This window comes from Pseudomonas sp. BYT-1, from assembly GCF_023611805.1.
GTDB classification, from domain to species: domain Bacteria; phylum Pseudomonadota; class Gammaproteobacteria; order Pseudomonadales; family Pseudomonadaceae; genus Aquipseudomonas; species Aquipseudomonas guariconensis.
Window position 1 is genome coordinate 5,294,973 of the sequence record NZ_CP072559.1, and the last position, 18,977, is coordinate 5,313,949.

The 18,977-nt window shown below is 63.8% G+C and carries 21 protein-coding genes and 1 tRNA gene; 10 read left to right on the forward strand and 12 right to left on the reverse strand.

All coding sequences use genetic code 11. The features are described from left to right. Positions 1-134 precede the first annotated feature (134 nt). The gene (locus J5X93_RS24825) at positions 135-1,727 is read left to right on the forward strand and encodes an ABC transporter permease (RefSeq protein ID WP_250034185.1); all 1,593 of its coding nucleotides are present in this window, start codon (positions 135-137) and stop codon (positions 1,725-1,727) included. After that, a complete protein-coding gene (locus tag J5X93_RS24830; RefSeq protein ID WP_043208230.1) occupies positions 1,724-2,587 on the forward strand; it encodes an ABC transporter ATP-binding protein in 864 nt (287 codons plus the stop codon). Before J5X93_RS24825 ends, J5X93_RS24830 begins: the two co-directional genes overlap by 4 nt. A gap of 84 nt (positions 2,588-2,671) precedes the next feature. Here the strand turns inward: J5X93_RS24830 and J5X93_RS24835 are convergent, their stop codons facing one another. From J5X93_RS24835 to J5X93_RS24870, 8 genes are all read right to left on the reverse strand, one after another. Next, positions 2,672-2,947, reverse strand: coding sequence for a DUF971 domain-containing protein (locus tag J5X93_RS24835; protein WP_070572047.1), 276 nt, complete (start codon positions 2,945-2,947; stop codon positions 2,672-2,674). Continuing rightward, positions 2,947-3,912, reverse strand: a complete 966-nt coding sequence (locus J5X93_RS24840) for a HEAT repeat domain-containing protein (protein WP_043208225.1) — start codon at positions 3,910-3,912, stop codon at positions 2,947-2,949. Before J5X93_RS24840 ends, J5X93_RS24835 begins: the two co-directional genes overlap by 1 nt. Beyond that, positions 3,909-4,766, reverse strand: a complete 858-nt coding sequence (locus J5X93_RS24845) for an ABC transporter ATP-binding protein (RefSeq protein ID WP_250034187.1) — start codon at positions 4,764-4,766, stop codon at positions 3,909-3,911. Before J5X93_RS24845 ends, J5X93_RS24840 begins: the two co-directional genes overlap by 4 nt. Continuing rightward, positions 4,766-5,548 (reverse strand): ABC transporter permease, encoded by a 783-nt coding sequence (locus J5X93_RS24850; RefSeq protein WP_250034189.1) that lies wholly within the window; start codon positions 5,546-5,548, stop codon positions 4,766-4,768. The genes J5X93_RS24845 and J5X93_RS24850 overlap by 1 nt, the downstream gene beginning before the upstream one ends. 15 nt (positions 5,549-5,563) lie before the next feature. Beyond that, positions 5,564-6,970 carry an ABC transporter substrate-binding protein gene (locus J5X93_RS24855; protein WP_182941996.1) on the reverse strand — a complete coding sequence of 469 codons (1,407 nt, stop codon included), beginning with the start codon at positions 6,968-6,970 and terminating at the stop codon, positions 5,564-5,566. Between the two features lie 123 nt (positions 6,971-7,093). Beyond that, complete coding sequence (locus J5X93_RS24860; protein WP_043208219.1) at positions 7,094-7,339, reverse strand: 4Fe-4S dicluster domain-containing protein; 246 nt, start codon at positions 7,337-7,339, stop codon at positions 7,094-7,096. 113 nt (positions 7,340-7,452) lie between these two features. Further along, positions 7,453-9,177 carry a fumarate reductase/succinate dehydrogenase flavoprotein subunit gene (locus J5X93_RS24865; RefSeq protein WP_182816715.1) on the reverse strand — a complete coding sequence of 575 codons (1,725 nt, stop codon included), beginning with the start codon at positions 9,175-9,177 and terminating at the stop codon, positions 7,453-7,455. Continuing rightward, positions 9,174-9,923: a GntR family transcriptional regulator gene (locus J5X93_RS24870; protein ID WP_043208214.1), complete on the reverse strand. Its 750-nt coding sequence runs from the start codon at positions 9,921-9,923 to the stop codon at positions 9,174-9,176. Before J5X93_RS24870 ends, J5X93_RS24865 begins: the two co-directional genes overlap by 4 nt. A gap of 185 nt (positions 9,924-10,108) precedes the next feature. Between J5X93_RS24870 and J5X93_RS24875 the strand changes: the two genes are divergently transcribed. The 6 genes from J5X93_RS24875 (at position 10,109) to J5X93_RS24900 (ending at position 14,428) form a co-directional block, all read left to right on the forward strand. Further along, positions 10,109-10,185 (forward strand) — tRNA-Arg (locus J5X93_RS24875). A 211-nt stretch (positions 10,186-10,396) separates the two neighbouring features. Beyond that, positions 10,397-10,906 (forward strand): hypothetical protein, encoded by a 510-nt coding sequence (locus J5X93_RS24880; protein ID WP_232092057.1) that lies wholly within the window; start codon positions 10,397-10,399, stop codon positions 10,904-10,906. A gap of 11 nt (positions 10,907-10,917) precedes the next feature. Next, positions 10,918-11,448: a DUF5384 family protein gene (locus tag J5X93_RS24885; protein ID WP_043208212.1), complete on the forward strand. Its 531-nt coding sequence runs from the start codon at positions 10,918-10,920 to the stop codon at positions 11,446-11,448. Positions 11,449-11,503: 55 nt separating this feature from the next. Further along, positions 11,504-11,827 carry a hypothetical protein gene (locus J5X93_RS24890; RefSeq protein WP_043208210.1) on the forward strand — a complete coding sequence of 108 codons (324 nt, stop codon included), beginning with the start codon at positions 11,504-11,506 and terminating at the stop codon, positions 11,825-11,827. Positions 11,828-11,978: 151 nt separating this feature from the next. Further along, positions 11,979-13,712, forward strand: coding sequence for a dipeptidase (locus J5X93_RS24895; protein WP_250034191.1), 1,734 nt, complete (start codon positions 11,979-11,981; stop codon positions 13,710-13,712). Positions 13,713-13,990: 278 nt separating this feature from the next. Then, positions 13,991-14,428: a CBS domain-containing protein gene (locus J5X93_RS24900; RefSeq protein ID WP_043208206.1), complete on the forward strand. Its 438-nt coding sequence runs from the start codon at positions 13,991-13,993 to the stop codon at positions 14,426-14,428. Positions 14,429-14,517: 89 nt separating this feature from the next. Here the strand turns inward: J5X93_RS24900 and J5X93_RS24905 are convergent, their stop codons facing one another. The 3 genes from J5X93_RS24905 to J5X93_RS24915 all read right to left on the reverse strand — a co-directional run bounded on the left by J5X93_RS24905 (position 14,518) and on the right by J5X93_RS24915 (position 15,988). Further along, positions 14,518-15,156 carry a hypothetical protein gene (locus J5X93_RS24905; protein ID WP_043208204.1) on the reverse strand — a complete coding sequence of 213 codons (639 nt, stop codon included), beginning with the start codon at positions 15,154-15,156 and terminating at the stop codon, positions 14,518-14,520. A 70-nt stretch (positions 15,157-15,226) separates the two neighbouring features. Further along, positions 15,227-15,469, reverse strand: coding sequence for a DUF2789 domain-containing protein (locus tag J5X93_RS24910; RefSeq protein ID WP_043208202.1), 243 nt, complete (start codon positions 15,467-15,469; stop codon positions 15,227-15,229). A 60-nt stretch (positions 15,470-15,529) separates the two neighbouring features. Then, complete coding sequence (locus tag J5X93_RS24915) at positions 15,530-15,988, reverse strand: aminoacyl-tRNA deacylase (protein WP_043208200.1); 459 nt, start codon at positions 15,986-15,988, stop codon at positions 15,530-15,532. A gap of 96 nt (positions 15,989-16,084) precedes the next feature. On the opposite strand from J5X93_RS24915, the gene J5X93_RS24920 reads away from it, so the two are divergent. Together J5X93_RS24920 and J5X93_RS24925 are read left to right on the forward strand one after the other, a co-directional pair. Further along, positions 16,085-17,431: an NfeD family protein gene (locus tag J5X93_RS24920; protein WP_250034194.1), complete on the forward strand. Its 1,347-nt coding sequence runs from the start codon at positions 16,085-16,087 to the stop codon at positions 17,429-17,431. Between the two features lie 2 nt (positions 17,432-17,433). Further along, positions 17,434-18,186: a slipin family protein gene (locus tag J5X93_RS24925; RefSeq protein WP_043208196.1), complete on the forward strand. Its 753-nt coding sequence runs from the start codon at positions 17,434-17,436 to the stop codon at positions 18,184-18,186. Between the two features lie 55 nt (positions 18,187-18,241). Here J5X93_RS24925 and J5X93_RS24930 read toward each other — a convergent pair whose 3' ends face one another. Continuing rightward, the gene (locus J5X93_RS24930; RefSeq protein ID WP_090344276.1) at positions 18,242-18,874 is read right to left on the reverse strand and encodes a LysE family transporter; all 633 of its coding nucleotides are present in this window, start codon (positions 18,872-18,874) and stop codon (positions 18,242-18,244) included. Positions 18,875-18,977 lie beyond the last annotated feature (103 nt).

Sequence of the window (18,977 nt, forward strand, 5' to 3'; positions counted from 1 at the left end):
AAAATATGAGGAAAACGCAACGGCGCAGGGCTTTCGTGGCGTCTTGAAGACATGTTCTTATCCCTTGATGAACGTACTTATGAATTTTTAATTCCATAAGCGCATAACCAAGGAATGATTCAAGAGGTGCCTGGATGAGCGAGGTTTTGAGCAAGCGTGGACAAGGCCTTCTGGGGCCGCTGCGCCCCCCTTTCGCGACACAGGGCCGCTTACAGGAACCTCTGCTGCCATGGTTGGTGCCATTGGGGGTGGCGGCGCTATGGGTCATCGCCAGCCATTGGCACTGGATGAGCGAGCAGATCCTGCCAGCCCCGTCGGTGGTCTGGCAGAGCGCGCTGGAATTCGGCTCCGGTGAGCTCTGGAGCCACCTGTGGATAAGCCTGCAACGCCTGCTGCTCGGCCTGCTCGCTGGCATCGCCAGTGGCCTGCTGCTGGGCACCTGGCTGGGCGCCTCATGCAGGGCTCAGGCCTGGGTATTGCCGACCTTCGTGGCCTTGGCACAGATCCCCACGCTGGCATGGATCCCACTGTTCATGCTGTTCTTCGGTATCGGTGAAATGCTCAAGCTGGTGGTGCTGATCAAGGCGGTGATCGTGCCGGTGGCCCTGCATACCTTGGTCGGCGTACGCGATGCCCAGCCCAAACTGCGCGAAGCCGCCGCTGCTCTACGTTTGCCGACACACCTGCTATTCCTGCGCCTGCTGCTGCCCGCCGCCCTGCCGGCCTTCCTGACCGGTATACGCCTGGCCCTGGCCACGGGCTGGACCTCGCTGCTGGCCGTGGAACTGCTGGCCTCCAGCGAAGGGATCGGCTACCTGATGGTCTGGGGTCGGCAGCTGTTCATGCTTGATCTGGTGTTCCTGTGCATCCTGGTGATCGGCTTGGTCGGCGCCTTCATGGACCGCGGTTTCTCGGCACTGGAGCGGCGCCTGCTGTATTGGCCGCAACCGGCAACCGGTGAGCAACAACGCAGCGCCCACGCATCCGCCTGGCAAGGTCTGTTGCTACCGGTTGCGCTGCTGGCGTTATGGCAGGCCGCCAACAGCTTCGGCTGGGTCGACGGCAACATTCTCACTTCACCTTGGGAAGTCCTGCGCAGCCTGCTGGCGGGGCTGGCGGACGGCTCACTGCCCGAGGCCCTCTACCTGAGCCTGCAGCGCACCCTTGTCGGGCTGTTGTTCGGCGGCGGCGCGGGTTTTGCGCTGGGTGTCCTGCTCGGCCTGTCGCAACCGGCCGAGCGCCTGCTCGGACCAAGCCTGTCGGCGCTGCGCCAGGTGGCGCTGTTCGCCTGGGTGCCGCTGCTCACGGCTTGGTTCGGCCTGGGTGAAGAGGCCAAGGCCGTGTTCGTGGGCCTGGCGGCGTTCTTTCCGCTGTTCATCGCCACCCAGCGCGGCATCGCCAGCCTCTCGCCGCAATTGGGCGAGGCGGCTCGCGTCTTGCGCCTGAGCCTGCCACGACGCCTGCGTCTGCTGGTGCTGCCCGGGGCGGCGCCGGCGATTTTCGCCGGCCTGCGCCTGTCGCTGATCTACGCGTGGCTGGGCACCATCGGCGCCGAATACTTCATGCCCTCCGATGGCGGTATCGCCAGCCTGATGCTCGGCGCGCAGCAACTGTTTCGCATGGACCAGGTCATGGCGGCCATGGTCTTGATCGGCCTGGTCGGCGCCCTGCTGGGCACCCTTGGACAACGCCTCGAATCGCGCGCCACGCGCTGGAGAACCGCATGAACGCTTTCAACACCTCGGCCCTGCACGCAGCCAATCAACCCGACACCACGCCGCCGCTGGTCAGCTTCGACGGCGTCGGCAAAGTCTTCAGTGTCGATGGTCAGCCGTTCGAGGCCATCCGTAATTTCAACCTGGCGATCAACGAGGGCGAGTTCATCGCCATCGTCGGCGCCTCCGGCTGCGGCAAGTCCACCCTGCTGCGCCTGCTGGTGGGGCTGGACACCGACTACAGCGGCAGCATCCGCGTCGATGGCCAGCCGGTCAGCGGCATCGGTGGCGAACGCGGCATCGTATTCCAGGAGCACCGGCTGTTTCCGTGGCTGACGGTGCAGCAGAACATTGCCCTGGGCCTGGTCAACGAGCCGCTCACCCAAGGTGAGCGGGCACGTCGGGTCCATGAGTTCGTGCAACTGGTGGGGCTGGCAGGGTTCGAGTCGGCCTACCCGCACCAGCTCTCCGGCGGCATGGCCCAACGCGTGGCAATCGCCCGCGGACTGGTCGCCAGCCCACGCATCTTGCTGCTGGACGAACCCTTCGGCGCCCTCGATGCCCTGACCCGCCAGCAATTACAGGACGAGCTGCTGGCGATTCGCGAGCGCTCAGGCATCACCACTTTGCTGGTCACCCATGATGCCGAGGAGGCGACGTACCTGGCTGACCGGGTAGTGGTGCTGGAGCCGCGACCGGGGCGGATCAAGTCGGTGGTGGATATCGACCTGCCGCATCCGCGCCAGCGCACCGGCGTGGCGCTGCACCATCTGCGCGAGAAGGTGTTGCATCAGATCACAGGCGATGGCGGTTATCTGAAACCAGCGGCAGCGCGCGTGGAAGGGCTGCGGCCGGAATTGATCGCGCTGTGAGTCACGGCGTGTTCGCGGGTGACTCCGCTACAGCGCCCGCACGGACCAAATACGAGCGAGTTACCCGCGAACGCGCCGGCAACCTCACCCTAGGTCCCGCAGGTATGCCCAAGGGAAGATCCCGCGCTCATGCCCATCGCTGAACACCAGCTGCACGCCATACCCCTGCACCTCGATCCGCTCAACACGCACATCCTCACGTACCACGGCGATGCCACCGCGCAACTTCGCCGCGCGGCATTGCGAGCAGGGGCAGGCGCCGCGCAGGCGGGCATGGCTGACGATCTGCAACGCATCGGGCCAGTGCACGGCCAATTCGCCTCGCCCACGCAGGTTGCGCAGCGACTGGGGCGCGTTCATCACGCCGCCCCTTGCAGTTGCGCCAGGGCAATGCGCACGGCCTTGCGCACCTCGGGGTCGCCATCGGCCTCGGCGGCCTGCAGCGCTGGCAACGCCCGGGCCTGGCCTAACTCGCCCAGGGCCAGCGCTGCCTCTTTGCGCAGATTGGCGATGGCATGCCCAAGCAGCTGGGCCAGGGCATCCAACGCCTCGCCATGCCGCAGGCGGCCCAACGCCCGTGCCGCACGCAGGCGCACCTGCCAGTAGCTGTCGTCCAAGGCCGCGATCAATGCAGGCCCGGCAGCGCCCAATCCGACCTTGCCCAGCGTGGTGGCAGCTTCTTCGCGTACTTGCCAGGCCTCGTCCCTTAGCGCTGCGACCAATGCCGGCAGCACGCTGGTATCGCGGGCCAGGCCCAGAGCGCCGATGGCAGCACGGCGAACTTCGGTGTCAGTCTCTTCCCCGGCCAGCCGCGCCAGCGCCGGCAAGGCGGGGGCATGCTTGAGCCAGCCGAGGATGCCCACGGCCTCTCGACGCACCGAAGCGTCGGCGTCATCGAGGGCCAGCAGCGCAGGGCCTGCAGCGTCCTCCAGGCGCAGCTCACGCAATGCCCGCAAGGCACTGGCGCGAACGAACGCGTCGGCATGACTGGCCCACGGCAGGATGAGCGTGCCCGCCTCCAGGGACTTGAGTTCGCTCAGACTCTGGGCCGCCGCCAGGCGCACCGGCTCGGCGACATCGGCCAAGGCGGCACACAACGCCTGCACCACTTCGGGCTCTTCCCAGGCTTCCAGCAGGCGCGCGGCTTCGGCGCGGACCTCGACATGCGGATCGACCAGCAGGGCATCGGTCAGCCAGGGCAGGCCGTCCGGGTCTTCCAGGTCGGCCAGTTCGATCAGGGCGATACGCCGCACGCCAGCATCGGCATCGGCCAGGCGTGGCAGCAGCGGGAGGATGTCAGGGTTATCAGTGATTCGTTCGGTCATAGGGCTATCCGCAGCGGTGGATGATCGGTGCCGGGCAGGCCCAGCGGGGTCAGGCGCGGCAGTTCGCGGCCTTCTTCGTGGCGCAGCAGCGCCAGGCAATGGCGCTTGAGATGGGTGAATTCGGGGCTTGTCAAAAGGCTTGCGCGACGTGGCCGCGGGAAGCTCAGTGGCAGGTCCTCGATGAAGCGTCCGGGTCGCGGGCTCATCACCAGGATGCGATCGGCGAGGAACAGCGCCTCGTCGATGTCATGGGTGACGAACACCACGGTGGTGCGAATGCCACTCCAGACCTCCAGCAATAGCTCTTGCATGCGCGAGCGGGTCTGGGCATCGAGCGCGCCGAAGGGTTCGTCCATCAACAGCAGATGTGGGCGGTTGATCAGCACGCGGGCGATTTCGGCGCGTTGCTGCATGCCGCCGGAAAGCTGGCTCGGCCAGCGCTCGGCGAAGTCGGCGAGCCCCACCCGTTGCAATATGTCCTGGGCGCGGCGCTGGCGCTCGGCCTTGCCCACGCCCTGCATCTTCAGGCCGAAGGCGACGTTGTCGAGCACGCTGCGCCAGGGCAGCAAGGTGTGGTGCTGGAACACCATGCCGCGCTGGGGCGAAGGGCCTTCGACTGCCTGGCCATCGACCTCGAGCCGCCCGGCGCTGGGCGCCAGGTGGCCGGCCAAGGCGCCGAGCAGGGTTGATTTGCCACAGCCCGAAGGCCCGAGGATGCACACGAACTCGCCTGGAGCGACGGCAAAGTCCAAGGTTTGCACCGCCTCGAAGGCATCGCGCCCCTGGCCCAGGCGGATCGACACGCCATGCGCCTCGATGCGTCCGGCCTGCGGCGCCTGTCGATAGCTGTTCATCAGGCTGCCCTCCGCGCGCAGTACCAGGGAGTGGCCAGCGCGCCCAGGCGTTTGACCAGGGTGCTGCTGCCCATGCCCAGCACGCCGATCAACAGCATGCCGACGATGATGTCCGGGTAGTTCTGCAAGGTGTAGGACTCCCAGGTGTAATAGCCGATGCCGAACTGTCCGGAGATCATCTCGGCGGTGACCAGGCAAAACCACGACGTGCCCATGCCGATGGCCAGCCCGGTGACGATGCTCGGCAGCGCGCCCGGCAATACCACCTCACGCAGGATCGCGCCGCGTCCTGCGCCTAGACTGCGCGCCGAGGCCACCAGGCGCGGGTCGACCGCCTCTGCGCCGTGCACGGTATTGAGCAGGATGGGAAACAGCGCGCCGGTGAAGGTGATGAACACCATCGACAGCTCAGACGACGGAAACATCAGGATCGCCAGCGGAATCCAGGCCACCGCCGGGATCGGCCGCAGCACTTCCAGCGGTGGCAACAGGGTGTCCTCGGCCCACGTCGAGCGACCGATCAACAGCCCTAGCGCGACACCCAACACTGCGGCGGCCAGATAACCGGCGAATACCCGCGCCAGGCTGCTGGACACATGCGCCAGCAAGGCGCTCGATGCCAACAGCTGCCAGGCGGCCTCGAGCACGGCACTCGGCGTGGGCACATAGGTAAACGTGAACAGGCCAAGGTCCAGCTTATGGCTGGCCGCCACCTGCCAGAAAAGCAGGCAGGCCAGCAAGGACGCCAGGCGCAGCGGCCAACGCGTGAGGTCGCGGGTCATGACATTGCCTCCGGATCAGCGCTGGGCGAGCAGCTTGCGGTTGGCACTGACGAAGTCCAGCGCCTCACCGCCGTGGGCTTTGGCGTACTGTTCGGCCTGGTCCTTGAGCAGGAAGGCCGCCAGCTCGCCCTTGGCGTTGCGCACGAACCAGGCCTGGTTGGCCAGCAGCTTGATGCCGCTGTCGGCGGCCTGGGCGTAGATCGCGCGGATGTCCTTGCCCTCCTGGTCCAGTTGCGCCAGGGCCCCAAGGGCGGCCTCTGGCGAGGCGTAGTGGCGGACCTTGTCTTCGCCGCGCACCCAGATCTGCGCCAGGCGGCTGAAATCTTTGATCGGCTGGCCAGTCAGCGCATCGGTGGCACTGAGCGGCAGTGGAGCGTAGTTCTTCAGCGCCTTGTCGTAGTCCAGGCCAGCCTGCTTGAAGGCGGCGCGGATGTACTGATCGTCGATGAACTGGGCAGTGTCCAGGCCTCGGTCGGTCTTCTTCAGTAGCTTGAGGGTATCGATGGATGTGGCCACGGCCTGGCGGTACTCAGGTTTCCAGGTCAGGTCGCGGGTCTGCAGGCCCAGCGGGCCGTGGAACAGGTAGTTCACCTCGGCTTCGATGCCGGTGACCTTCTCGATCAGCTCGCTGTACTTCTCGGGCTCGGCGGCGATCAGACGGTCGGCTTCGAGGCTGGCGCGCAGGTAGGCGGTGACCACTTCTGGGTACTGCTTGGCATAGTCGGCATCGACCAGGGCGCCATGGAAGGTCGGTGCGTTGGCCTGGGCGCCGTCGTAGATCTTGCGGGCGAAACCACGGTTGGGGAACAGCTCGGCGAAGGGCACGAAGTCGGCGTGCGCCTCGATGCGGTTGCTGCGCAACGCCGAGCCTGCGATCTCTGGGGCCTGGGCGATGATGCGCACGTCTTTTTGCGGGTCCCAGCCCTGGGCGGCGACGGCGCGCAGCAGCATGCCATGGGCGGTGGAGGCGAACGGCACCGAGATGGTCTTGCCCTTGAGTTCGGAGAGCGCCTGCACGGTCGACGCCGCCGGCACCACGATGCCGTTGCCGCTGCCCTGTACGCTGCCGGACAGCACACTGATGAACAGGCTGCGCTTGCCAGCATCCAGATGCGCGACGCCATTGAACGAGCCGGGGAAGTCGGCCATGGCGCCGAAGTCCAGCTTGCCCGCGACCATTTCGTTGGTCAGCGGCGCGCCACTGGTGAAGTTCTTCCACTCGACCTGGTAGGTCGCGTCCTTGTACTTGCCGTCATGGGGCAGGTACTTCTCCAGCAGGCCCAGCTCACGGATTAGCAGGCCACCAGTGGCGCAGTTGATGGTGGTGTCCTGGGTGCCGATGGCGATGCGGATGGTTTCGGCGTTGGCATTCAGGCCAATGGTTGCCAGCGCGAGGCCGGCCACGGTTGCTGCAAGGCGCATGGTGTTTCCCCTCGAATCGTTTTTAGGTGTTGGCGTCGTCTCCGCCACCTGGCGCGGTGGTGGGAAACGAGGGGGCATTTCGAATGGGCGTCCGGTGGTGGGCCGGATGGCGTGTGGCGTGGTTCAGCGCAGCAGGTAGGGAATGTCCACCTTCACCGCGCCGGTCGGGCAGTCTTTCTCGCACGGCATGCAGTACCAGCATTCGTCGAAGGCCATGTAGGCCTTCTGGGTCGCCGGGTTGATGGCCAGCAGGTCCATGGGGCAGACCTCGACGCAGACGGTGCAGCCTTTCTCGGCGATGCATTTGTCTTCGTCGATGGTGACCGGGGCGTTGCTGCGAAAGAAAATCTCTTGGGGTTGGTAGGCCATTTCACGGAGTCCTCGGGGTTCGTTGAGCCTCTGCACCGTCCTGCGGGGGCAACGGTCTTGCCCGGCGGTGCCTTGTTCGCGGGAAAAGCCGCTCCCACTGGATTCGTCGATGCCTAGGCAGCGTCGGCTTTGACCCGCAGCCGGTCATAGGCAGTCTGCTCTTGGGCATCCAGGGCAATCAGGTAGGGCTCGATGGGTTTCTTGAAGCTGGTCATCTGGCCGTCCTCGCCTTTCTTCAGGTGGCAATGGCAGAACCACTCGCCATCGTTGCGCTCCGGGAAATCCACCCGATGGTGATACAGCCCCCAGCGGCTCTCCTCGCGGAACAGCGAAGCCCTTGCGGCCATCTCGGCGCAGTCGAGGATCACGCTCACTTCCATGGCACGCATCAGCTCATGGGGGTTGCTGGCCTTCATCTGCGACAGGTCACGCTCGATCTCGGCAAAGCGGGCCAGGCCGATCTCCATCTTCTTGGTCACCTTCGGCGGCTGCAGATAGTCGTTGACCATGCGCCGCAGCTTGTACTCGACCTGGGCCGGTGGCAGGCCGTGTTCGCGGTGCAAAGGCGCGAACACCCGTTCGCGCTCGCGCTCGACCTGAGCCGTGTCCACCTCGGCGAAGGGGCGCCCAGCGACGTAGCGGGCAGCGTTGACCCCAGCGAACCAGCCATAGGTGAAAGCGCCGAGCATGTAGTTGTGCGGCACTGCAGCCATGTCACCGGCGGCATACAGGCCGCGAACACTGGTTTCGGCCTTTTCGTTGACCCACACACCAGAGGCTGAATGCCCGGAGCAGAAGCCGATCTCGGAGATGTGCATCTCGACCATGTGCTGGCGGTAATCGGTGCCACGGTTGGCGTGGAACTGCCCACGGCTGGGGCGCTCGTTGCTGTGCAGGATCTCTTCGATGTTCTGGATGGTTTCCTCGGCCAGGTGATCGAGCTTGAGGAACACCGGACCGTTGCCGCCTTCGAGCTCCTGGTGGAACTCCCACATCATCTGCCCGCTCCAGTAGTCGCACTCGATGAAGCGCTCGCCCTTGCTGTTGGCGGTGTAACCACCCAGGGGGCCGGTGACGTAGGCGCAGGCCGGGCCGTTGTAGTCCTTGATCAGCGGGTTGATCTGGAAGCACTCCAGATTCGCAAGCTCCGCCCCCGCGTGATAGGCCATGGCGTAGCCATCGCCGGCATTGGTCGGATTCTCATAGGTGCCCATCAGGTAGCCCGACGAGGGCAGGCCCAGCCGCCCGGCCGCACCACAGGCGAGGATCACCGCCTTGGCGCGGATCACCTGGAACTCTGCGCTGCGGCAATCGAAGCCCATGACCCCGGCAGCGGCACCTTCGCCATCGAGCAGCACGCGGGTGCAGACCATGCGATTGGTGATCTCGACCCGCGCGCGTTTGAGTTGGCGATAGAGGACCTTCTTGATGTCGTGGCCCTCGGGCATGGGCAGCACGTAAGCCCCCATGTGGTGGACCTTCTTCACCGCGTAGTCGCCGGTCTCGTCCTTCTCGAACTTCACGCCCCAGCGGTCCAGTTGCTCGAGGGTTTCGAAGCTGTGGGTGGCGTAGGCATACACAGCGGCCTGATTGACGATACCGTCGTTGGCTACGGTGATTTCCTTGGTGTACTGCTCGGGCGTGGCGTGGCCTGGAATGATCGCGTTGTTCAGGCCGTCCATGCCCATGCTGATGGCACCGCTGCGCTTGACGTTGGCTTTGTCCAGCAGCAGCACGCGCAAGGACTTGTCCTGTTCCTTGGCCTTGATCGCGGCCATAGGCCCTGCGGTGCCGCCGCCGATGACGATGATGTCGTAGTCGCGGGTCTCGATGCTCATGCCTTGGCTCCCTTCTGGCGGTCGATGCGCAGGCGGTACTGGAAGGCATCGCCGCGGTAGTAGAGGTGTTCGAAGTCCAGCGGCGTGCCGTCGGCGGCGTGAGTCAGACGCTCGATGCGCATGATTGGCGAGCCCTCCTCCACTTCCAGCGCCTGGGTCAGGTCGGCATCGGCCAGCACTGCATCGATGGCCAGGTCGGCGTGGCCCAGGGCGATGCCACAGTCGTTTTCCAGCAGCAGGAAGATGTCGCGGGTGACCAGGTCAGCCTTTTCGAGCTTTTCGCCAACGGCCTTGGGCAGCCAGGTCAGTTCCAGCGACACCGGCTCACGGTTGATCAGCCGCACCCGGCGGATCTCAGTGACCAAGCTGCCCTCCTCCACCTGCAGACGCTCGGCCACCAGTGCACTGGCCGGTACATGACGGAAGCTGCGCAGGCGGTTGATCACCTCGTAACCCATCTGGCTCATGGATTCGCCCAGGCCTTGCAGGGTGGTGACGTTCTGGAACGCCTTGGGCTTGGCAACGAAGGTGCCTTTGCCATGGATCTTGAAGATCAGACCCTCCTTCTGCAGATCGCCCAAGGCCTGGCGCACAGTGATGCGGCTGACGTCGAAGGCCTTGCCAAGCTCGGCTTCGGAGGGCATGCGGCTGTGGGGCGGATAGGTACCGTCGAGGATGCGCTCACGCAGCAGCTCCTTGAGCTGGCTGTACAGCGGCACCGGGGACAGGGGGAGCAATTCGGCCATGATTCTCTTCACTCTGACGTGACTTGTTATAACAAGTTGTGACCAGAGGATAGCGCATAAGCGTTATGTGAGAAATATCGTTTTCGAATATGGATATTTTCGGCGACCATGCCGTTGTGGCAAAAACAGCTACAGATCAAGGCGATGGACGCAACCCCACGAGATGGGTATCATTGCGCCCCGTTGCACTCGTAGCTCAGCTGGATAGAGTACTGCCCTCCGAAGGCAGGGGTCGTGGGTTCGAATCCCGCCGAGTGCGCCATGTATCACCGAAGCCCGCCTTGTGCGGGCTTTGTCGTTTCTGGCCGGTTGATACATCCCTTCCAGCGTTATTCCTGTTTGCGCTAACCTCCTTACTTCTTGATTCGACCAGCTTTACCGAAGCGAAACTCTGCGCTTAAAATGATGGCATTACGCCTCCATTAGAAATGGACTGCTGCAAGGTTACTCACACCCCTCCAAGGAATTTGGGAATGAAAATGCTGAAACAGTGTCTGCCATTGGCCGTTGCCGCCGTTCTCGTAGGTTGCCAGGCAACCGGCGAGCAGTACCAATCAGATGTGTTTGACGCCAGCCAGGTGAACACTCAGCAAGAGGCCAAGACCGTGAAGATCCTCACGGTTTCTCCGACCAAGATCAAAGTCAGCAACGAGAAGAACAAGAAAGCCGCGATGATGGTCGGTGGTGTTCTGGGCGCTTTGGGTGGTGCAGCATTGGGCGCAGGCCACAACAAGGACACCGCTATCGTCGGCGGCGTCGCCGGTGGTGCCGGTGGTGCTATGGCAGGCTCGCTGGTCAGCGACACCTCCCTGGTGCCAGGCGTGCTGATCGGTTACCAGGAAAACGGCAAGATCTACACCTCGGCCCAGGTTGGCCGTCCATGCGACTTCGAGGTGGGTGGTATTTCCCTCATGGTCATGACCATGGCCAACGAAACCCGCATTCAACCAAATGCCACCTGCCCAGAACCGAAGAAGAGCTGAGGTCGGCAGGCATGAAATCTATTGTTCTGGGCACCGCCCTCGCACTGTCTGCCGCTACCGCCATGGCCGGTCAGTTCGATCAGCTGTATCAAATCGAACAACAGACCAAACAGGCTGAAGCCGCAGCGCAAACCGAACGCCTGCGCCAGGCCGAAGCGGCCCAGCGGCGTGCCGATGCCCGCGAAGCAGCCGCCCGCCAGCAGCGCGCCGCCGCCCAGCGTGCCGCCGCCCAGCGCGCGGCTGAACAGCAGCAGGCACAGGCGGCTGAGCGCAAGCGCGTGCAGGCCCGTGAAGAAGGCTATGAAGACGAATTGCGCGCATTGGAGCTGGAAGAGCGCCGCCTGGCCTTGCAAGCGAAAAAAGCCAAGGTCGCCCGCGCCAACGATTACATCGATGCCGAACTACGCGACAGCGCCGCACGCACCGACGTGATCCAGTCCAATGCCGATGCCGCCCGCAACGTGACCTCAGGCACCAAGTCCTTGCTCGAAGATGCTGGCAAGGCAGAGGTCAAGCGCGCTGGCAGCCTGTTCGGCGAATAACCATTCATAGGAGCCCCCGGTGCAGCATCGGGGCGCCTACTGCAGAGATCACACCATGCTACGACTGATCACGCTGGCCGCAGCGGGCCTGCTGCTGAGCGGCTGTCTGAAAGAAGAAGCCGAGTTCCCCACCGTCGACCTGCATGGTCGGCTGGTCGTCGATCAAGCGATGACCGACTCGCGTCAGGCACAGGGCATTCAGGGCGAGTATTTCAAACGCGTCCTGAGCGTCAACGGCCAGGACATGGATTTTGGCGACTTCGTCAAGCAATATTGCCCGGACAGCAACACCCGCAACGAAACCTGCATCAAGGCTTTTCGTATCAAGAAAATCGACGATGTCAGTGGCGCTACGCGGTTCTTGCCCAACGGGCTCTGATTACGCAGGCCCCAACTCACAAAGGCCCAGGTCACGACCTGGGCCTTTTCGTTGCTGTGACACCCTCCCGCCTCCAAGTCATTGATGTTAGCGTGAGCATCCACGTGCGCCCTGCACGGACATTCACGATTCGCGAAGGAGTGCGACATCCATGTATCTCAGAAAACTCGCTGCCACGACGCTGTTGCTGGCCGGCATTGGTTTTTACAGCCTCCAGGCCCAGGCCAACCTCTCCGTGCAGCAGTCCAGTGCCATTCTCACGGCCTTCGAAGGCCAGGAACCAACGGACTTCAAACAGTTCATCGGCAAGCTCAACGACAGCCACCTGGCCAAGGCCGACACGCTGAACGAAACGCTGACCACCTACCTGGCCGGCAAGCCGCTCAACGCTGATCAGCAAAACGAGATCAACCGACTGCTCGGCCTGTACACCCGGATCAAATACGGCAAGGCAGCCACCGAAACCCTGCGCGAGCTGGTGGCCATTCCGACCTTCCAGGTCGAGGGCGTTCCGCAGCACGAGAATCCGCAGTTCCTCAAAATCGCCGAAAAGATCAAGACCCTGGCCGAGGGCTTCGGTCTGAAGTTCCGCAACATCGACAACCGGGTCTATGAAATCTCCCTAGGCGACAACGACAAGGAAGTCGTCGGTATCCACGCCCACGCCGATGTGGTGCCGGTGAACCCGGGTAACTGGAAACTCGAAGACGGCACGCGCCTGGACCCGTTCAAGGTGACCCTGGTAGGGGACCGCATGTACGGGCGTGGCACCGAGGACGACAAGAACGGCATCGTCGTGGCGCTGTACGCGCTCAAGGTGGCCAAGGACGAAAAACTGCCGCTGGCCCGGCAGTTCAAGCTGCTGGTGGACACCACTGAAGAAACCAGCGGTGATGCCATCCCCTACTATTTCGCCCGCAACCCGGTGCCCAACTACAACCTGGCGCTCGATGGCGGCTATCCAGTGGTGATCGCCGAAAAAGGCTATGGCACCGTTATGGCGAGCTTCCATCGGCGTCCGGCCACCGGCACGGGCGCGGAAGTCACCACACTCACCGGTGGCCTGGCCACCAACCAGATCCCCACCACTTCGGTGGCGACCCTGCTCGGCGACAATCCCGCCGCCCTGGCCGATGCCCTGAACAAGGCAGGCGCCGAGTACGTCAAGCGCAACGGTGGCGACTTCACCATCGACGCCAAGGTGGCCGGCAAGGAAGTGATCCTCACGGTGACCGGTGTCTCGGCCCACTCTTCGGAGCCTGAATCGGGCGTCAACCCGGTTTCGCGGATGCTCGTCTTCCTCAATGGCCTGGGCAACCAAGTGCCCCTCAAGCAAAACCACATCACCGATGCGGCGCGCTATGCGGCAGACAACTGGGGGCTGGACTACCTGGGCAAACAGCTGGGCGTGAACTTCGAAGACAAGTTCATGGGGCCGCTGACCGCCTCGCTGACCTACGTCGGGCTCGACCAGAAAGCCCTCAAGCTTGCGGTGAACCTGCGCATCCCCAAAGGCAAGCCGCTGCCCACCCTCAAGGACGAGCTGGCCGACAAGCTGGGCAACTGGGCGCGCGGCAGCCACACCTCGGTGGCCTTCGAGTACAGCCTCGACGAGCCGATGTACCGCAACCCCGAGGGTGAATGGGTCAAGGCCCTGCTGGATGTGGCCAGCCAGAACCTGGGCCTGCCTCACGAGTTCGGCACCTCTGCTGGCGCCACCTCGGTGCATGACCTGCCTAACGGCGTGCAGTTCGGCCTGGCGATGCCCAACGTGAAGTACACCGGGCACAACGACAACGAGTTCAAGACCGTGGAGCAGTTCATGCTGGATCTGCAGATCGTCAGTGAGATGATCGCGCGGATTGGACAGATGCCCAAACTCTGATCGGCATTCTGCAAGCCGTGCCGGTTGCCCACTCCCACATTGTCCATCCAAGGCCTTGTGGGAGCGGCTGTCTTGAATGCCTTGATCCTATTGAGCCTGGGGCCGCTGTGCGGTCCATCGCTGTGCTGGCCTGTTACAGATGCGCGCGAGCAGGCCTTTTAAAGATCACATGACGTTTTTCAATCGAGTCCATGCCGTTTCCTGCATTGCCGTGCAGGCTGGCGTGCCGGATGCTTTAGTTATTCCGACACATCGGTTTTCACCCCGCAGAGGCCCGTATGAAGAACGTCGAACAAATCCTCAAGACCAAGTCCCAGCATCAGACCGTCTACACCATCGGCCCTGACGACTCGGTGCTCGACGCCCTGAAGCTGCTGGCGGAGAAGAACGTCGGTGCCTTGCCGGTGGTGGAAAACAACCAAGTGGTGGGGATCGTCAGTGAGCGCGACTACGCCCGCAAGCTGGTGCTCAAGGGGCGCTCATCGGCGGCGACGCCAGTGCGCGAGATCATGAGTGCGCCGGTGGTCACGGTCGAGCCCAGGCAGAGCCTAGAGTACTGCATGAACCTGATGACCGACCGGCACCTGCGCCACCTGCCGGTGGTGAGCAACGGCGAGTTGCTCGGCCTGCTGTCGATCGGCGACTTGGTCAAGGAAACCATCGCCGAACAGGCCAATCTCATCATGCAGTTGGAGCAGTACATCCGCGGTGATTGATGCCCGCTGAGTGGCCGCACTCGTCCGTCCGGTTCTCAGGGCTGCTGTGCTCCCGTCGCAGCGGCTCCATGGCGCTTGGCTCCCAGACGCTAGTGGTATGCGCGCTCCAGCTCGTCCAACTGATGGTCGAAGCTGCGCAGGCGCGCTGACCAGGTGTACACCAACACCTCAAGGTCCCGATTGAGCACCGCGGTATTGCCGCCATCGCGGCCCTGGGGGTCGCACAGGTCCAGCTGATAGCGCTCGCGCGCCATGGCCGTGGCTACGCTGGAAAGGTCGCGGGCGTTGGCCAACCAGCGGTGTTGATGGTCACGGATCTCGCGGTCCAGTTCCCGGCACTGACGCTTGAGCGCGTCCAGACTCTGCTCCAGGGGTGTGCCCTTGAGCTCACCCATGACCTCTTCGAAGGTCCGCCCTGAATGCCAGTAGCTTCCCCAGAAATAGCGATCGAAAACCGTCTCGACCCGACGCAGGGCCACCTTGGTGTTCCAGATGGTCACCAACGTATGCCCCTGGATCACCTCGCGCTTGTTCAAGCGCAACTGTTGCCAGGCGCTCCAGGCCAGAGCGCAAAGCGCCACCGCCGCCGTGATGGCGGCGGCGGCATACATGAACTGCAGCGCGTGGTCCATGGAGTGGACGTGGCGGATGCCGTAGAAGTAACCGGCCGTCAGCGTGCCCAGGATCGTCACGGAGCACCAGAAGCCTGATGCGTAGGGATCTTTCATCGCGCTATCCCCTGTTGTTTTACCTGAGCATAGCAACGGCCAATTCACCCATCAGGTGCCGCTCGGCGCTTTATTTGCGGGGGCGACGCAAGGCCTCGTTGAGTTGATCGAACGGCACGGCCCAATCGGCATCCTCTATCACGCTCTCCTTGAGAAAGGCCCGCTGGGCCTCGGTCCAGAACGGCGCATCCACCAGTTTGATCTCGTTCTTGAGTGGTGAATGCGTGGTGATGAACTTGTCGATGCTCTCGGCATCGTCCGCCAGCCCCAGTTGCTTGAACAGTTCGGCGAATGGATGGTTCGGTGCTTCCATGGTGCCTCCTCGGGCCGGGCGGCCGTCCACGACGCCGGCCCGGCAGTGGGTTGATGATCATCAGCACAGTTCGCGCACTTCGGCGCGGGGAACCAGCTTGAGGTATTGCTCCATGCTCATGTGGATCAGGTGATCGTGATCCCCCGCCTCCAGATAGACATCACCCTGGCGGGTAAGGCTCGGGTCGAGCAGCATTTTTATGTCATAGGCATCGCCCAGGGCTGGCACAGCGCCGCGCTCGCAGTCCCCGAACAGACTCGGCAGGCCGCTTTCACGGGTCAGTTGCCAGGCGCCGGACATACGTACCTTGCTCATGTCCAGATGGCGGTTGGCCGGTAGCACGGCCATGATGTAGTTGCCATGCCGGTCATCGAGCATCACCGACTTGGCGACCCGCTCGGCAGGTACGCCGGCCGTGCGCGCCGATTCCAGGCTCGTGGCCGAGTGAGGATGGGGAATGATGTCGTAGTCGCAGTTGGCCTTGTCCAGGCGCTGCTGCAGGGTTTTGGCCATACGCATGATGCACCTCCGGTTTACCCCCATCTAGGAAGTTTAGGCCGAGGTCCGGCGGGTACGACTAAACTTCGGTGACAGGCCCGGACAAGGTGACGACAGGTGATCGCTCGCGGCTGGCGCTGGCTGCTGCTGATGCTCGTGCTCGGCATGGTTCCGAGTGGCTTTGCAGCGTCCGGTGCCAGCGTCTGGTTGCTGGATGTCGACGATGCCATCGGCCCAGCCACTGCCGACTACCTGGTACGCGGCCTGGAACAGGCACAGGCACAAAACGCGCAACTGGTGGTGATCCGCCTGGACACCCCGGGCGGGCTGGACAGCGCCATGCGCCAGATCATCAAGGCGATTCTCGCAAGCCCCGTGCCCGTGGCCAGCTTCGTCGCCCCCAGCGGGGCCCGGGCAGCCAGCGCCGGCACCTATATCCTCTATGCCAGCCACGTGGCCGCCATGGCGCCAAGCACCAATCTGGGCGCCGCCACGCCTGTGCAGATCGGGGCGGCACCGCCGGGCAAACCTGAGCCCAACGCGCTGCGCGAAGACGACACCCTGGCGCGCAAGCAGGTCAATGATGCCGCCGCGTACATTCGCGGTCTGGCCCTGCTGCGTGGGCGCAACGCCGAGTGGGCAGAGAAGGCCGTGCGCGAGGCGGTCAGCCTGTCGGCCAGCGAGGCGGTGCGCATCAAAGTCATCGACCAATTGGCCGATGACCTCCCGGACCTGTTGAAGCAACTGGACGGCAAGTCCTTCATCGCTGCCGGCCAGCCGCGCCAGTTACACACCGCCGGCGCCGCCATCGTCGAACACCTGCCGGACTGGCGCACCCGACTGCTAGCAGTGATCACCAATCCCAGCGTGGCGCTCATCCTGATCATGATCGGGATCTATGGCTTGCTGTTCGAGTTCATGAACCCGGGCTCCGGCGTCGGCGGTGTGATCGGTGGCATCTGCCTGCTGCTGGCCCTGTACGCCATGCAGTTGCTGCCGGTGAGCTATGCGGGGGTAGCGCTGATCCTACTGGGCGTGACCTTCATGGTCGCCGAGGCGTTCTTGCCGAGCTTCGGTGTGGTCGGCTTCGGCGGCATCGTCGCGTTCGTGGTCGGCGCGGTGATTCTCATGGACACCGACGCGCCGGGCTTCGGCATTCCCCTGGGGCTGATCGTCGCCTTGGCGGCGGTCTCGGCACTGTTGCTCGGCGGCGTCTTGGGCATGGCCATCAAGGCCAGGCGCCGCGCCTTGGTCAGTGGCGATGCCGGGCTGGTGGGCAGCTTGGTCACGGTGACCCAGGTGGTGGCAGACAATCCGTTCTGCGGCTCTGTGCAGGCCCAGGGCGAACAATGGCAAGTCCAGTGCGCGACCCCACTGCAGCCTGGCCAACATGTGCGCGTGACGGCCCGCCATGGCGTGATGCTGGAGGTCAGTGCCACCGCGCCCTGCGCGCAAGGAGAGTAAAGATGTTCGTTCAATTCGGTTTTGGCGCCTTGCTGGCGGTCATCGGCCTGCTGTTGCTGTCGGCCCTGCGCATCCTGCGCGAGTACGAGCGGGGCGTGGTGTTCCAACTGGGGCGCTTCTGGCAGGTCAAAGGGCCGGGCTTGATCATCCTGATCCCGGGGATCCAGCAGATGGTGCGGGTCGATCTGCGCACCGTGGTACTCGACGTGCCGCCCCAGGACGTGATCACCCGCGACAACGTCTCGGTCAAGGTCAATGCCGTGTTGTACTTTCGCGTGCTCGACCCGCAGAAGGCGATCATCCAGGTGGAAGACTTTCTCAGCGCCACAAGCCAGCTGGCCCAGACCACCCTGCGCGCGGTACTCGGCAAGCATGAGCTGGACGAACTGCTGGCCGAGCGTGAGCAGCTCAACTTGGACATACGCCAAGTGCTCGACGCGCAGACCGATGCGTGGGGCATCAAGGTGGCCAACGTCGAGATCAAGCACGTTGACCTCAATGAATCGATGGTTCGGGCCATCGCCCGTCAGGCCGAAGCCGAGCGTGAACGGCGGGCCAAAGTGATCCACGCCGAAGGTGAACTGCAGGCCTCGGAGAAGCTGATGCAGGCGGCGCAGATGTTGAGCAAGGAGCCGGGGGCGATGCAGTTGCGCTACATGCAGACGCTGGGGGCGATTGCCGGGGACAAGAGCTCGACCATCGTGTTTCCGCTGCCGGTGGACTTGCTCAAAGGGTTGGTCGATAAGCCGCGTTGATCCTCACTGCAGCCCCCACCGGCTCGAAGCCAAGCCTGTGGGGGCTGCGAACGGTTCAGACCGGCGCGCGGCGCAAGGTCGCCAGAAACGCCGCCGCACCGATGAACAGGCCGGCAAACGTGCGGTTCATGCGCTTTTGCTGCTTGGGTGTGCGCAGCAACCGCAGTACGCGGGCCGCCAGGCCGGTGTAGCCGGCCATGACCAGCATGTCCACGGTGATCATGGTGGCGGTGATGGCCAGGTACTGGGGTACCAGCGGCGCATGCGGATTGATGAACTGCGGCAACACCGCGAGCATGAACACCAGTGCCTTGGGGTTGCTGACGTTGACCAGGAAACCGCGGAACACCAGGCTCATCGGCTTGCCGATAGGCCGCACGCCCGAGGTGTCATTCATGTCCATGGGCAAGGCGCGCCACTGTTTGTAGGCCAGGTACACAAGGTAAGCGACGCCGAACCATTTGATGAGCTGGAAGGCGGTGGCCGAGGCGGCAAGGATGGCGCCCACACCGGCGGCGATCACGGCGATCTGCACGATCAGGCCCAGTTGCAGGCCCAGGGCATTCCAGTAGCCACGCCAGAACCCGTACTGCAGCCCGCTGGACATCGAGGCGATGGCCCCGGCACCCGGCGACAGGCTGATTACCCAGCACGCGGCAAAGAAGGCCAACCAGGTTTCCATCGACATCGCACACCTCGCTCTGACATATGTTGCAAAACGTAAAGCTAAGGGGTTGGTGAAAAAATCACCAGCGATTTTTCGTGGCTTCTGTCATCCCCACGAAGACACC

Bases quoted from the DNA above. Each gene is read 5' to 3' on its own strand.
- J5X93_RS24825 (WP_250034185.1), top strand. From the start codon at position 135: ATGAGCGAGGTTTTGAGCAAGCGTGGACAAGGCCTTCTGGGGCCGCTG.
- J5X93_RS24830 (WP_043208230.1), top strand. From the start codon at position 1,724: ATGAACGCTTTCAACACCTCGGCCCTGCACGCAGCCAATCAACCCGAC.
- J5X93_RS24835 (WP_070572047.1), bottom strand. From the start codon at position 2,947: ATGAACGCGCCCCAGTCGCTGCGCAACCTGCGTGGGCGAGGCGAATTG.
- J5X93_RS24840 (WP_043208225.1), bottom strand. From the start codon at position 3,912: ATGACCGAACGAATCACTGATAACCCTGACATCCTCCCGCTGCTGCCA.
- J5X93_RS24845 (WP_250034187.1), bottom strand. From the start codon at position 4,766: ATGAACAGCTATCGACAGGCGCCGCAGGCCGGACGCATCGAGGCGCAT.
- J5X93_RS24850 (WP_250034189.1), bottom strand. From the start codon at position 5,548: ATGACCCGCGACCTCACGCGTTGGCCGCTGCGCCTGGCGTCCTTGCTG.
- J5X93_RS24855 (WP_182941996.1), bottom strand. From the start codon at position 6,970: ATGCGCCTTGCAGCAACCGTGGCCGGCCTCGCGCTGGCAACCATTGGC.
- J5X93_RS24860 (WP_043208219.1), bottom strand. From the start codon at position 7,339: ATGGCCTACCAACCCCAAGAGATTTTCTTTCGCAGCAACGCCCCGGTC.
- J5X93_RS24865 (WP_182816715.1), bottom strand. From the start codon at position 9,177: ATGAGCATCGAGACCCGCGACTACGACATCATCGTCATCGGCGGCGGC.
- J5X93_RS24870 (WP_043208214.1), bottom strand. From the start codon at position 9,923: ATGGCCGAATTGCTCCCCCTGTCCCCGGTGCCGCTGTACAGCCAGCTC.
- J5X93_RS24880 (WP_232092057.1), top strand. From the start codon at position 10,397: ATGAAAATGCTGAAACAGTGTCTGCCATTGGCCGTTGCCGCCGTTCTC.
- J5X93_RS24885 (WP_043208212.1), top strand. From the start codon at position 10,918: ATGAAATCTATTGTTCTGGGCACCGCCCTCGCACTGTCTGCCGCTACC.
- J5X93_RS24890 (WP_043208210.1), top strand. From the start codon at position 11,504: ATGCTACGACTGATCACGCTGGCCGCAGCGGGCCTGCTGCTGAGCGGC.
- J5X93_RS24895 (WP_250034191.1), top strand. From the start codon at position 11,979: ATGTATCTCAGAAAACTCGCTGCCACGACGCTGTTGCTGGCCGGCATT.
- J5X93_RS24900 (WP_043208206.1), top strand. From the start codon at position 13,991: ATGAAGAACGTCGAACAAATCCTCAAGACCAAGTCCCAGCATCAGACC.
- J5X93_RS24905 (WP_043208204.1), bottom strand. From the start codon at position 15,156: ATGAAAGATCCCTACGCATCAGGCTTCTGGTGCTCCGTGACGATCCTG.
- J5X93_RS24910 (WP_043208202.1), bottom strand. From the start codon at position 15,469: ATGGAAGCACCGAACCATCCATTCGCCGAACTGTTCAAGCAACTGGGG.
- J5X93_RS24915 (WP_043208200.1), bottom strand. From the start codon at position 15,988: ATGCGTATGGCCAAAACCCTGCAGCAGCGCCTGGACAAGGCCAACTGC.
- J5X93_RS24925 (WP_043208196.1), top strand. From the start codon at position 17,434: ATGTTCGTTCAATTCGGTTTTGGCGCCTTGCTGGCGGTCATCGGCCTG.
- J5X93_RS24930 (WP_090344276.1), bottom strand. From the start codon at position 18,874: ATGTCGATGGAAACCTGGTTGGCCTTCTTTGCCGCGTGCTGGGTAATC.